The organism is Pigmentiphaga litoralis (genome assembly GCF_013408655.1).
GTDB lineage: Bacteria > Pseudomonadota > Gammaproteobacteria > Burkholderiales > Burkholderiaceae_B > Pigmentiphaga > Pigmentiphaga litoralis_A.
Genome location: NZ_JACCBP010000001.1, coordinates 1,021,682 through 1,034,991, shown reverse-complemented (window position 1 = coordinate 1,034,991; position 13,310 = coordinate 1,021,682). Strand labels below are relative to the sequence as shown.

At 67.3% G+C, this 13,310-nt stretch carries 5 protein-coding genes; 4 read left to right on the top strand and 1 reads right to left on the bottom strand.

What is annotated here, in order from left to right; all coding sequences use genetic code 11:
* Positions 1–30: 30 nt before the first annotated feature.
* Positions 31–1,410, bottom strand: a complete 1,380-nt coding sequence (gene dbpA, locus HD883_RS04530; protein WP_179587631.1) for an ATP-dependent RNA helicase DbpA — start codon at positions 1,408–1,410, stop codon at positions 31–33.
* Between the two features lie 163 nt (positions 1,411–1,573).
* On the opposite strand from dbpA, the gene HD883_RS04525 reads away from it, so the two are divergent.
* The 4 genes from HD883_RS04525 to recD are packed head-to-tail and all read left to right on the top strand — an operon-like array spanning position 1,574 to position 13,260.
* Positions 1,574–2,299 carry an RNA pseudouridine synthase gene (locus tag HD883_RS04525; RefSeq protein WP_179587632.1) on the top strand — a complete coding sequence of 242 codons (726 nt, stop codon included), beginning with the start codon at positions 1,574–1,576 and terminating at the stop codon, positions 2,297–2,299.
* 16 nt (positions 2,300–2,315) lie between these two features.
* Entirely contained in the window at positions 2,316–6,137 is a 3,822-nt protein-coding gene (recC, locus tag HD883_RS04520; RefSeq protein ID WP_179587633.1) for an exodeoxyribonuclease V subunit gamma, read from the top strand.
* A complete protein-coding gene (locus tag HD883_RS27600; protein ID WP_218863239.1) occupies positions 6,134–10,855 on the top strand; it encodes a UvrD-helicase domain-containing protein in 4,722 nt (1,573 codons plus the stop codon). Before recC ends, HD883_RS27600 begins: the two co-directional genes overlap by 4 nt.
* The gene (recD, locus tag HD883_RS04500) at positions 10,852–13,260 is read left to right on the top strand and encodes an exodeoxyribonuclease V subunit alpha (RefSeq protein ID WP_179587634.1); all 2,409 of its coding nucleotides are present in this window, start codon (positions 10,852–10,854) and stop codon (positions 13,258–13,260) included. The genes HD883_RS27600 and recD overlap by 4 nt, the downstream gene beginning before the upstream one ends.
* The last annotated feature ends 50 nt before the right edge of the window (positions 13,261–13,310 follow it).

The window sequence follows — 13,310 nt, the reverse complement described above, 5'->3', positions numbered from 1 at the left end:
TTACATCAACGGCATTTACATCAACCGCGTTTACATTAACCGCATGCGAAAGCGCTTGCCCTTGATGTTGCCCTGGCTGAGCGTGGCGCACGCCTCTTTGGCAATGCGCCGGTCCAGCGCCACAAAGCTTGCAAACTCGGCAATATGGATCTTGCCGACCTGATCCTTGGCCAGGCCGCCGTCGCCGGTCAGTGCGCCCAGGATGTCACCCGGGCGCAGCTTGTCTTTCTTGCCGCCCTGGATGCACAGCGTGACCATCGGTGCGCGCAGCGGGCCGCCGGGCGCGGGCGTCAGCGTCTTCAGGTCCGACCAGCGGATCGGCTTGCCCTGGTAGTTCTCGATCAGGTTGGCCCACCGCATTTCATACGGGGCGACCAGGTTCAGGGCCAGGCCTTTTTCCTGCCCGCGGCCCGTGCGGCCGATACGGTGCACATGCACTTCGGTGTCTTGCGTCACGTCCACGTTGATCACGGCGGCCAGCGAGGCAATGTCCAGCCCGCGCGCGGCCACGTCGGTCGCGACCAACACCGAACAACTGTTGTTGGCGAACTGGATCAGCACGTCGTCCCGCTCGCGCTGTTCCAGGTCGCCATGCAAGGCCATGGCGCTGAAACCCCGGGCGACCAGTTCTTCGGCCAGCTCCCGCACCTGCACCTTGGTATTGCAAAAGGCGATGGTGGACGCGGGGCGGAAGTGCTCCAGCAATTGGGCGACGGCGGCGTTGCGTTCGTCGGGATTGATTTCAAAAAAGTGCTGTTCGATCTGGCTGGCGTCGACCAGGGATTCGACCTTGACCTCGGCCGGGTTGCGCATGAAACGGGCGCTGGCCTTGCGGATGTCTTCGGCATAGGTGGCCGAAAACAGCAGGGTCTGGCGTTTGGGCGGGCAGGCCGACACGATGCGGATCGCGTCTTCCATGAAGCCCATGTCGACCATGCGGTCCGCTTCGTCCAGCACCAGGGTCTGGAGCTTGGTCAGGTCGATGCTGCCGCGGTCGATGTGATCGATCAGCCGGCCGGGCGTGCCGACCACGATGTGGGCGCCGTGCTCCAGCGATTCGACCTGCGGGCGGATGGGCGATCCGCCGGTCAGCGTCAGGGTCTTGATATTGCCGGCAAAGCGCGCCAGGCGGCGCAGTTCCCCGGCCACCTGGTCCGCCAGTTCGCGGGTCGGGCACAGCACCAGGGCCTGCGTGCCGAAGTCGGCGGCGGCCAGCTTGTGCAGAATGCCAAGGCCGAAGGTGGCGGTCTTGCCGCTGCCGGTCTTGGCCTGGGCGATCAGGTCGCGGCCTTCCAGGATCAGCGGCAGGCTTTCGGCCTGGATCGGCGTCATGTCGGTGTATCCCAGGCTGTCAAGATTGGCCAGGATGGCGGGGGCCAGCGGCAGACTGGAAAACGAAGTGGTGGTCACGATAGGCGCCAATACGAGCAGAAAGGGGCAAAGTCTAGCAGGCAGCCCCACAAAGCGGGGATTGGTGGGGCGCGGGATGGGAAGGGACGCGCGCCGCCCGGTAGAATGGCGGTCTGTGTTTCCACCCCTTTTTCCGCTTCCCCGGACTGCCGACCTGACCCTGATGACCGACTCCGTTCGCCTTGCCAAACATATTGCCGATACCAAGGGCTGCTCGCGCCGCGAGGCTGAACAGCTGATCGAAGGGGGCTGGGTCCGGGTGGACGGCAATGTGGTGGAAGAAGCCGGATTCCGCCTGGCGGCCGGTCAACAGACCGAAATCGACCCCAACGCCAAGCCCGTGCCGGTGGACCCGGTCACCATCCTCTGGCACAAGCCGGCGGGCTTCGACGTGAGCGGCAACAGCGATCCGGCGCTGCATAAATTGACGCAGGACACCCGGCTGCCGACCGACCGGTCCCCGCTGCAATTCCTGCGAAAACATTTGTCCAACCTGGAACTGGTCACGCCGATCGACGCGGCGGCCAGCGGGCTGGTCGTGCTGACGCAGGAATTTCGCATCGCCCGCAAGCTGCGGGACGACGCGCCGCGCATCGAACATGAATATCTGGTGGAAGTGACCGGCAACATGGCGCCCGACGGCCTGACGCGCCTTAACGCAGGCGGCTTCTATAAAGGCAAGGTGGTGCCGGCCGCCAAGATCAGCTGGCAGAACGAAACGCGCTTGCGGGTGGCCATCAAGACGCCGCCGGAAGGGCTGATCGACCACCTGTGCGCGCAGGTCGGCCTGAAGGTCAAGACGATCAAGCGCCTGCGGATCGGCCGCCTGCCAGTGGCCGGGCTGGAGCCGGGCCAGTGGCGCTATCTGCTGGGCTACGAGCGCTTCTGACCAGGGGATGTCGGGCATGAACACGTCAGGAAAGGGCGGGGCAGCCAACGGCGCGTCTCTGGCGCCAGGCTTCATGGTCGTCCACAGCAACCGGCTGGAAGACTTGCGCAGCCTGGCAGTGTCGTGGATGCAGCGTTACCCGCTTGCGCCGCTGGAAAACGAAGTGATCCTGGTACAAAGCAACGGCATCGCGCAGTGGCTGAAGCTGGCGTTGGCCGAAGACCCGGCGGCCGATGACACGGCGTCGGCGCCGGGGGCTGGGGGGTCTTCGTTCAGCGGCGGCGGCCATGGTTGCGGAATCGCGGCCGCGATTGACGTGCAGTTGCCGGCCAGTTTCCTGTGGACGGCGTATCGCGCCGTGCTGGGGCGCGCGTCGATCCCCGAAAGCTCGCCGCTCGACAAGGCCAGCCTGACCTGGCGCCTGATGCGCCTGTTGCCCACCCTGATCCACCAGGAATCCTTTGCGCCGCTGCGCCGCTTTTTGCACGACGACGCGCAGATGCGCAAGCTGCACCAGCTGTCCGAACGGCTGGCCGATCTGTTCGACCAGTACCAGGTGTATCGCGCCGACTGGCTGGACGACTGGGCCCATGGCCGCGACCAGCTGATCACGTCGCGCAAGGGCGTGCGGGTGCTGCAGGGACAGGAATGCTGGCAGCCCGCGTTGTGGCGCGCCTTGCTGGAAGATGTGGGCGCCGAAAGCATGTCGCAAAGCCGCGCCGGGGTGCATCAGCGTTTCATGGCCACGCTGCGCACGCTGGAAAGGCGTCCGGCCGGGCTGCCGCGCCGGCTCATGGTGTTCGGCATTTCGTCCATGCCGGCCCAGGCTCTGGAAGCGCTGGCGGCGCTCGGCAAGTTGTGCCAGGTGCTGCTGTGCGTGCACAACCCGTCGCAGCATCACTGGACCGACATCGTGGCCGACCAGGATCTGCTGCGTCACCAATATCAACGCCAGCGCCGCAAGCCGGGCATGCCGGCCGTGATCGACGCGGACGTGCTGCACCGCCACGGCCATCCGCTGCTGGCGGCGTGGGGCAAGCAGGGCCGCGACTACATTCACCTGCTCGACAGCTTTGATGCGCCCGATCAGTATCGCGAGGCCTTTGCGGACGTGAGCGATCGGCGCATCGACCTGTTCACGGAACAGCCGGCCGACACCTTGCTGACCCAACTGCATGACGACGTGCTGCAGCTGCGGGCCATGGAAGAAACGCGCGACACCTGGCCCCCCGTGGACCTGGATGCCGACACGTCGATCCGCTTTCATGTGGCGCACGGCCCGCAACGCGAAGTCGAAATCCTGCACGATCAGTTGCTGGCGCGGTTCAGCGCCGACCCGACCCTGCGGCCGCGTGACGTGATCGTGATGGTGCCTGCCATCGACACCTACGCGCCCCATATCCAGGCTGTCTTCGGGCAGATCGACCACACCGACGACCGCCACATTCCGTTTACGCTGGCCGACCAGGGGCAGCGCGGCCGCGAGCCGCTGCTGATCGCGGTCGAACATTTGCTGCGGCTGCCCGAAAGCCGCTTTGCCGTCAGCGACGTGCTGGACCTGCTGGATGTGCCCGCATTGCGCCACCGCTTCGGCATCAAAGAGTCGGACCTGCCCACCCTGCATCGATGGATACAGGGCGCCGGTATCCGTTGGGGACTGGATGCCGCGCAGCGTGCGTCGCTGGACCTGCCGGGCGGCATGGAGCAGAACACCTGGCGCTTCGGCCTGCGGCGGATGCTGCTGGGGTATGCGGTGGGGCAGGGCGACAGCTTCGACGGCATCGAACCGTATGACGAGATCGGCGGGCTGGACGCCGCGTTGATCGGGCCGCTGGCCGGCCTGCTCGACGCGCTGGACACCACGCGCGATCAATTGGCGATCGATGCCGACCCCATGATCTGGGTGGCGCGGCTGCGCACGATGCTGGCCAGGTTCTTCCTGGCCGATGACGACCGGGACGTGGTGCAGCTGGGCCGGCTGGAACAGCTGCTGGAAGACTGGGAAACCACGTGCGACAGCGTGGGCCTGACCGAACCCTTGCCGTTGACCGTGGTGCGCGAAGCGTGGCTGCAGGCGCTGGACCAGGGGCGGCTGAACCAGCGCTTTCTGGCGGGCGCCGTCAACTTCTGCACGCTGATGCCGATGCGGGCGATTCCTTTCCGGGTGGTGTGCCTGCTCGGCATGAACGATGGCGACTATCCGCGCGCGCAGCCGCCGCTGGACTTCGACCTGATGGGCGGGGACTACCGGCCCGGCGACCGTTCACGACGCGAAGACGATCGGTACCTTCTGCTGGAAGCGGTGCTGTCGGCGCGCGAGCAGCTGTATATCAGCTGGGTGGGCCGCAGCATTCGCGACAACAGCGAGCGGCCGCCGTCGGTCCTGGTGGGGCAGTTGCGGGATCACCTGGCGGCAGGCTGGCAGACGGTGGATGACAGCGACCTGCTGGACGGGCTGACGGTGGTGCATCCGCTGCAGCCGTTCAGCGCGCGGTATTTCCTGCCGTCTTCCGGTAGTGATGACGCCGGGGCGGGTGGGGGGCAGGCAGGGGGTGTTGTAGCGGGGGGTGTGGCGTCGGCGTCGTCCCTGGCAGGCAACCGCGGACTGTTCAGTTACGCCCGCGAATGGGCGGTGCTGCACGGCGGAGGCGATGACATAAGCGATGACCTAGGCGATGGACAGGGGGCGGCGGGCTTCGGGTCAGGCTTCGGCCCCGGACCGGCGTCAAGGCCAGATTCCGGGGCGGGGGCGTCTCTGCACCTGACGACTGCCTCGGCCAATGCATCCACTGCACCCACTGCCTGGACGCCGCCCGATGCGATCGACGTGGCCGAACTGCAGCAATTCCTGCGCGACCCGCTGCGGACGTTCTTCAATCAGCGTCTGAAAGTCTTTTTTGACGACGACACGCCCGAAGCGGTCGACGATGAGCCCTTTGCCCTGGACCCGCTGCAGCGTTATGCGTTGAGCGACAGCCTGCTGCAGGCCGGCATGGCCGCGACGACCCATGACGAAGCCGAAGATGCCCTGGCCCGCCGTGCCACACAGCTGCGCCGCAGCGGCGTGCTGCCCATGGCGGGCTTTGGCGAAAAGCAGCAGGCCGGCTTGTTGGTGCCGCTGCCCGACCTGCTGGCGCGCTATCGCCAGGCGCGCAGCGCGTGGCCGGTGGAAGTCGCGTCCCCCTGGCCCATCGATTTCCATCATGGCAAGGTTCGGGTCGAAGGCTGGCTGGGCGGCTTGCGCCAGGCGGACGGCGACAGCGGGCGGCATGCGGTGCTGACCGCCGTGCCCAATGGATTGCTGGCATCGGCGCGCGCCTTGAAGTGGCATCGCCTGACGCGCCTGTGGGTGACGCACCTGGCTGGCAACGCAAGCGGGCTGGACCTGACCAGCATCGTGGTGGCGTCCGACGTGACCTTGACGTTCGAACCCGTGCCGCCGGTGTACGCGGCCCAGGTGCTGAACGAGCTGGTGGACGGCTGGCTGGCCGGCATGGCCGAGCCCCTGCCGGTGGCGCTGCGCAGTGCGTTCGTGTGGCTGGCGAATGTCGAAGCGGGGCAGGCGACCGGCGCGCGGACCGGCGCGAGCCACGATGATGCCGCGGCGGCGTCCATGCATGCCAAGGCCTATGACGAAGCCCGCAAGGTGTACGAAGGCGGTTTCAACACGACCGGCGAAATGGCGCAGAACCCGTATCTGGCCCGCCATTACCCCAGCGCCGAAGCCCTGTTTGCCGACGGCCGCTTTGCGCACTGGGCCGAGCGGCTGTACCGGCCGCTGTTCGAAGCCGGGACGGCTGCTCTGGAAACCGCCGTCAAGGCAAAGGCGCCGGAATGACGACGCGCAAATTGAACCCTGCCAACCGACGCCATGATGCGGACAGTCGGAACGATGCGGACGAGGGGAACGATGCCATTGACCGCGCCAACGCCGACGCCAGGCCTGACGAACGTGACAGCACGCCGATGTTCGACACGCCGATGTTCGATTCATCGGTGACGGAGGCGGATGACGACGCCCCCATGTTCCCGGATTCGCAACTGGGGTCGGCCGCGGACGATGAACCGATGTTCGCGAATGACGCGCCGATGTTCGGTGGGGCGTCACCCTCCGCCGTACGGGATGACGGGCCAATGTTCCCGGAAGACACCCCGATGTTTCCGGATGACGGCAGCGCGGTCGGGCGCGATGGCGGCGATGACGACGCATTCTTCTTCAATGAAGGCGACGATCAGCAAGACCACGACGCCGACGACGCCGATGCAAACGCGGACGCCTACGCCGACCCCGACGACATCGACGCCGGCAACGACGACGACTTCGTCGAAGACGATCTGTCCGACGCGCCCCTGGCGCTGCGCTTCCCGTTGCAGGGCAGCCGGCTGATCGAAGCCAGTGCCGGGACCGGCAAGACCTTCACCATCTCGGCGCTCTACGTGCGCCTGGTGCTGGGCCACGGCGGCCCGGGCCTGGCGTTCCCGCGCGAGATGGCGCCGCCCGACATCCTGGTGATGACCTTTACGGACGCGGCCACGCAGGAATTGCGCGACCGCATCCGCGCGCGGCTTGCCCAGACGGCACGGTTCTTTCGCGAAGAGATCGCCGCGCCCGATCCGCTGATGGCGCGGCTGCGCGCCGGCTATCCGCGCTCGGCCTGGCCGGGCAATGCCAGCAAGCTGGACATTGCCGCCCAGTGGATGGACGAAGCGGCCGTATCGACCATACACGGGTGGTGCCAGCGCATGTTGCGCGAACATGCGTTCGACAGCGGCAGCCTGTTCACCCAGACCCTGGCCACCGACCACACCGATCTGCTGGCCGATGTCGTACGCGATTACTGGCGGCAGCACTGCTACGGGCTGACCGGTACCGCGCTGGATTGGGTCGAAGCCAACTGGAAGACACCCGACACGCTGCGCGCCAAGGTCACCGGCCTGCTCGGCGCGACCGAGCCTTCGACGCATCTGGTACCCCTGGGCGACCTGATTGCGCAGACGCTGGAGGAACGGCGGCGGCATCTGGCCGACCTGAAGGCCCCATGGGCGGCATGGATGGCGGAACTGATGCCGCTGATCGAGTCCGCCTGCGCCGCCAAGCAGGTGGACGGGCGCAAGCTGCAGGTGGCGCGCACGCGGGGCTGGTGCGATCTGGTGACCGCGTGGGCCACGACGCCCGAGGTCGACGTGCTGGACATCAAGACCGGCTTTGAACGCCTCACCACCCAGGGCATTGCCGACGTGTGGAAAAGCGGCACGCCGCTGACTCACCCGGCGCTGGACGCCATGCCTGGACTGCAGCGCGCGCTCGCATCGCTGCCGCAGCCCGACACGGCGCTGCTGCGGCATGCCGCGCAATGGGTGCGCCACCGTTTCGACCAGGAAAAACGCCGTCGCGCCGAAATGGGGTTCGATGACATGCTGCAGCGGCTGGACGACGCCCTGCATGGCGAAAACGGTGACCGGCTTGCCGACCTGATCCGTACGCAGTTTCCTGTCGCGATGGTGGACGAGTTCCAGGACACCGACCCGGTGCAATACCGCATCTTCGACAAGGTCTACCAGGTCGAGCAGAACCGCGACGATTGCGCGCTGTTGATGATCGGCGACCCGAAGCAGGCCATTTACGCGTTTCGCGGCGCCGACATCTTCACCTATCTGCGCGCGCGGTCCGCAACCGAGGGCCGGCACGCGTCGCTGGACACCAACTTCCGGTCCACCCACGCCATGGTCGCGGCGGTCAACCGGGTGTTTGGCATGGCCGAAGACCGACCGGCGGGGCGGGGCGCTTTCCTCTTTCGGCGTGGCAGCGGCAATCCCGTGCCGTTCCTGTCGGTGGCCGCGGCGGGGCGGAAAGAAGGTTTTACGGAACGCGGGGCTTTGGCACGGGCTGAACTCGAGCCGGGCGGGCTGACGAGGGATGCCGGACGCCACAGCGCCGCGATGCCGGCAAATGCGGCCCACGGCGATGCGGCACATGGCGATGCAGCACATGGCGATGCAGCATCCGGCAATCCGACAGCCGGCCACAGCGCTGCGTTGACGGTCTGGCATATGGCCAGCGACGCGCCGGTCGGCAGCGGCGGCTATCGGCATCACTTCGCCGGTGTCTGCGCAACCGAAATCGTGCGCCTGCTGAATCTGTCGTCACAGGGCGAAGCCGGCTTTGCACGCGACAATGCGCCGGGCTCACCACTCACACCGCTGCGCCCCGCCGACATCGCCATCCTGGTCCGCGACTTTGCCGAAGCCCGCGCCATTCGCAGCGCCCTGTCGCAGCGCGGGGTACGCAGCGTCTACCTGTCGGACAAGGATTCCGTGTTTGACGGTCAGGAAGCCAGCGACGTGCTGGCTTGGCTCAAGGCCTGCGCCGAGCCCGACCTGGACCGCCCCCTGCGCGCCGCCCTGGCCACCCGCACGCTGGCGTTGCCGCTGGCCGCGCTGGAACGCATCAACCAGGACGAACGCCATTGGGAAGACCGCGTCATGCAGTTCCGCCAGTACCGCGGGCTGTGGCGCAAGCAGGGCGTGCTGCCCATGCTGCGGCGCCTGCTGCACGACTTTGACCTGCCGCGCGCGCTGATGCAGCGGCCCGATGGCGAACGTGTGCTGACCAACCTGCTGCACCTGGCCGAACTGCTGCAGCAGGCCGCATCGGAACTGGACGGGGAGCAGGCCGTGATCCGGCATCTGGCCGACCATCTTGGCCAGCCCGGGCAAACGGCGGAAGAGCAGGTGCTCCGCCTGGAAAGCGATGAACAGCTGGTGCGCGTCGTCACGGTGCACAAGTCCAAGGGCCTGGAATATCCGCTGGTCTTCCTCCCCTTTGTGTGTGCCTTCAAACCCGTGGATCCGGCCCGGCCCCCGGTACGGTTTCACGACGCGCAGGGGAAGCTGGTGGTGCGTACCGCACCCGATGCTGACGACGTAGCGCGTGCCGATGACGAACGCCTGGCCGAAGACCTGCGCCTGTTATATGTCGCGCTGACCCGCGCCCAGCATGCGTGCTGGCTTGGCGTAGCCGATCTGAAGCGCCGGGGCGATGCGTCGGTGCTGCATCGGTCGGCGCTGGGCTACCTGCTGGGGGGCGGAGATCCACTGCCGCACAGCGGGGCGTTGGCGCAATGGCTGGATGAACTGACGAAGGTAAGTGCGGAGTCGGGCGATGTGGTGTCGGGGGGTGCGGTGTCAGAAGACACGGCACTGCCACCCCCTGCATTAGCGCATCCGGCACTGCGCGTCGTGCCCGCGCCCGAGGTCACACGAACGTTCCTGCACCAGCCGCAGATCAGGAAGCGGGCGCCCGACGTGCGGCGGCCGCAGCGCAGCAAGGCGGATCACTGGTGGATCGCGTCCTACAGTGCACTGACGATCGCGGATCAGCGGGTGGCGAGTGATGACGGGTTCGACTCGGCCATGCTGGATGCGGGTCCCGATGAACGCGCTGTGCAGGATGAACACCTTGCGCACATTGACCAAGGTCGGGCGATGGAAGCGGGGGAAAGAGGTGCCGGCACGGGCGCCGGCGCCCTTGGCCTTGAAGGCGCCGAAAACGACCTGGGCGACGACCGCTGGGCGCGCGATGCCGACCCTTCAGGCCCCAGCGGCTTCGACGGTGACGACAGTTCCGTTGACGACCTGACCGCCAGCGATCTCGACCTGCTCGCGTTCGGTGACCGCGACGCGGACTTTGGCGATCCCCAATACGGCGACCTGAGCCCCGACACGCCCGAAGCGCAGAAAGCCTTTGACGACGACGTGCCCGACGCCGGCGACGCGTTGAACGCCGCCTACGCCACCGGCAACCCGGGCGTCGGGCTGCACGGTTTTCCGCGCGGCCCCAACCCGGGCACCTTCCTGCACGGCTTGCTGGAATGGGCCGGCGACGAAGGCTTTGGCACGGCCGCCGCCGACCGCGCCGCATTGGTCGACGCCGTGGCGCGGCGCTGCAATCGCCGGGGCTGGGAAGCGTGGATCCAGCCCCTGAGCGACTGGCTGGCGGCCCTGCTGGTATGTCCGCTGCCCACGGGCGCAGGGGCACCGGTCAAACTGTCCGGGCTCGACGCCTATCAGGTCGAAATGGAATTCTGGTTCCAGAGCACCCGGGTTGACGTCACACGTCTGGATGCCCTGGTCCGCCGCCACACCCTGGGCGGCGCGCCCCGCGCCCCCGCCAACCCGGCCTTGCTCAACGGCATGTTCAAAGGATTTATCGACCTGGTGTTCGAACATGACGGCCGCTACTACGTGGCCGACTACAAATCGAACTGGCTCGGCGACGACGACGCCGCCTACACGCAAGACGCCATGCGCAAGGAAATGCTCAAGAAGCGCTATGACTTGCAATACGTGCTGTATCTGCTTGCGCTGCATCGCCAACTGAAGGTGCGTTTGCCCGATTACGACTATGACCGGCACGTGGGCGGCGCGCTGTATCTGTTCCTGCGCGGCAGCCGCGCCCCCTCGAAAGGCGCCTTCCACACACGTCCGCCGCGCGCATTGATCGAAGCGCTGGACGCCTTGTTTGCAGGCCGCAGCCTGACCGGAGTCGCGGCATGAAGAAGAAGCCCGTGGTAGCAGAAGGGCAGGGCGATCTGTTCGCCGGCATGCCGTCGCCAGCAGCGGAAGACGCGCGCGATGACAAGGCCAATCCGGGTGCTGTGTCCGCCCTGCGTGAGCCGGAAGAACTTCCCCCAGCGAACGGTTTGGCGACGGGTTCGGCGCCCGCGACGCCATCGCCGCATCTGGATGACAGCGCGGCGCTGATGACCGTGCTTGAGCAATGGACCCAACGCGGCTGGCTGCGTGCCTTGGACCTGGCCTTTGTCGGCTTCCTGGACCGGCTGCGCCCGGAAGCTGATCCACGCCTGCTGGTTGCCGCTGCCTTGGCCAGTCATCAACTGGGCCACGGACACGTCTGCCTGGACCTGGGCGCGACGCTGGACAGTCCCGACTTTGCCTTGTCCCTGCCGCCCGAAGGGGACACGGGTCGGGGACCGACGCCCTTGCCGTCCGACGTGCTGGCCGGCCTGGATGTCGACGGGTGGCGCGCCGCGTTGGCGGGCAGTCCGCTGGTGGAACAGGTCGATGGCACGCACTTGATTGCCAGCAACGACCCGGCGCTGGCCGACCGTCCGCTGGTGCTGCTGGGCCACCGGCTGTATCTGCGCCGGTACTGGCGCTACGAGCGGCGGGTCGGCGACGCCTTGCGCGCGCGGCTGACCCTGCCGGCTACGCCGCCACCTGACCTGGCAGACAGCATGGGCGCGCTGTTTCCGCGTTCGCTGGCGGCCACCGCCGAAGAATCCCGCACCGATTGGCAAAAACTGGCCTGCGCGCTGGCCGCCCGGGGCGCCTTCAGCATCATCACCGGCGGCCCGGGTACCGGCAAGACCACCACCGTCATCCGCCTGCTGGCGCTGCTGCAACGGCCCGCGGTCGAAGCTGGACAGCCGCTGCGCATCCGCCTGGCGGCGCCCACCGGCAAGGCAGCGGCACGCCTGTCCACATCAATCGGCGAACAGGTCAGCCGGCTGGACGTGGCCGACGACGTGCGCGCCGCCATCCCGACCGACGTCACGACCCTGCACCGGCTGCTCGGCAATCGCCCCGACAGCCGTCATTTCCGCCATCACGCGGGGCATCTGTTGCCGCTGGACGTGCTGGTGATTGACGAAGCGTCGATGGTCGACCTGGAAATGATGGCGGCCGTCCTCGATGCCTTGCCACTGCACGCCCGCCTGATCCTGCTGGGCGACAAAGACCAGCTGGCGTCGGTGGAAGCCGGCGCCGTCCTGGGCGATCTGTGCCGCGATGCGGAGGCCGGCCGCTACAGCGATGCGACGCGCCAGTGGCTGGAAGCCGTCAGCGGCGACCCCGTGCAAGATCCGCAATTGCTGCCCGGTACCGATGACGACTACCCGCTTGCCCAGCAGACCGTGATGCTGCGGCTGTCGCGCCGTTTTGGTGAAGGCAGCGGCATTGGCCGGCTGGCACGTGACGTCAATGCGGCCGATGCCGATGCCGCGCAGGCGACGCTCGAAGCCTTGTCGCGGCAACCCGGCAGCGACACCCGGCACATCGAACTGGAACGTGCCGGCGCCAAAGCCTTGGAAACGCTGGTGCTGGACGGGTACCCAACCGGTACGTCGTATGACGGCGGTGCACCGCAGGGGGCATTCGAAGGCAACGCGCCCATGGCTCAGGGCTCGCGGCACAACGACGAAAGCCCGCCCTCGGCCCAGGGTTCGGGATACGACCCGCGCAGCGCGCCCTCGGCTCAGGGCTACGGACATTACCTGGACGTTTTGCGCCGTGAGCGTCCCCCGGCATCCACCGGCCCCGACGATCCGGCCTGGGCGGCGTGGGCCAGCGCCGTGCTTGCCGCCTTCGACACCTTCCAGCTGCTATGCGCGGTGCGCAAAGGCGACTACGGCGTCGAACGGCTGAACGCCCGCATCGAAACGGCGCTGGCCGCACGCGGCGGTATCGATCCCCGCCAGGCCTGGTACGAAGGGCGGCCCGTGCTGGTCACCCGCAACGATTACGGCCTGGGCCTGATGAATGGCGACGTCGGCATTGCGCTGATGCTGCCCGAAGCCCAGACCCTGAACGGCGCGCCGCGCGAATCCCGGCTGCGTGTCGCCTTCCCGCGCAACGACGGCAGCGGCGCCTTGCGCTTCGTGTTGCCCAGCCGGCTCGGCGCGATCGAGACCGTGTACGCCATGACTGTGCACAAAGCGCAAGGGTCGGAATTTGCGCATACCGCACTGATCCTGCCCGAAGCGTTGAACCCGGTGTTGACGAAAGAATTGATCTACACGGGCATCACACGCGCCAAGACGCGCTTCACATTGATCGAACCCCGCCGCGGTGTCTTCCGGGACGCCGTCGGCCGGCGCGTGAAGCGACTCAGCGGCCTGGTCATGCACCTGTCGCAGGGGGACGAGGGGGAGGCGTCATGACAGCTGGGACTCGCAGTAACAACGGCGTGTGCGCGCGCGTCGTCGCAACA

What these genes read in the sequence shown, in the direction of transcription:
- HD883_RS04525 (WP_179587632.1), top strand. Translation starts at nt 1,574, where the DNA reads ATGACCGACTCCGTTCGCCTTGCCAAACATATTGCCGATACCAAGGGC.
- recC (WP_179587633.1), top strand. Translation starts at nt 2,316, where the DNA reads ATGAACACGTCAGGAAAGGGCGGGGCAGCCAACGGCGCGTCTCTGGCG.
- HD883_RS27600 (WP_218863239.1), top strand. Translation starts at nt 6,134, where the DNA reads ATGACGACGCGCAAATTGAACCCTGCCAACCGACGCCATGATGCGGAC.
- recD (WP_179587634.1), top strand. Translation starts at nt 10,852, where the DNA reads ATGAAGAAGAAGCCCGTGGTAGCAGAAGGGCAGGGCGATCTGTTCGCC.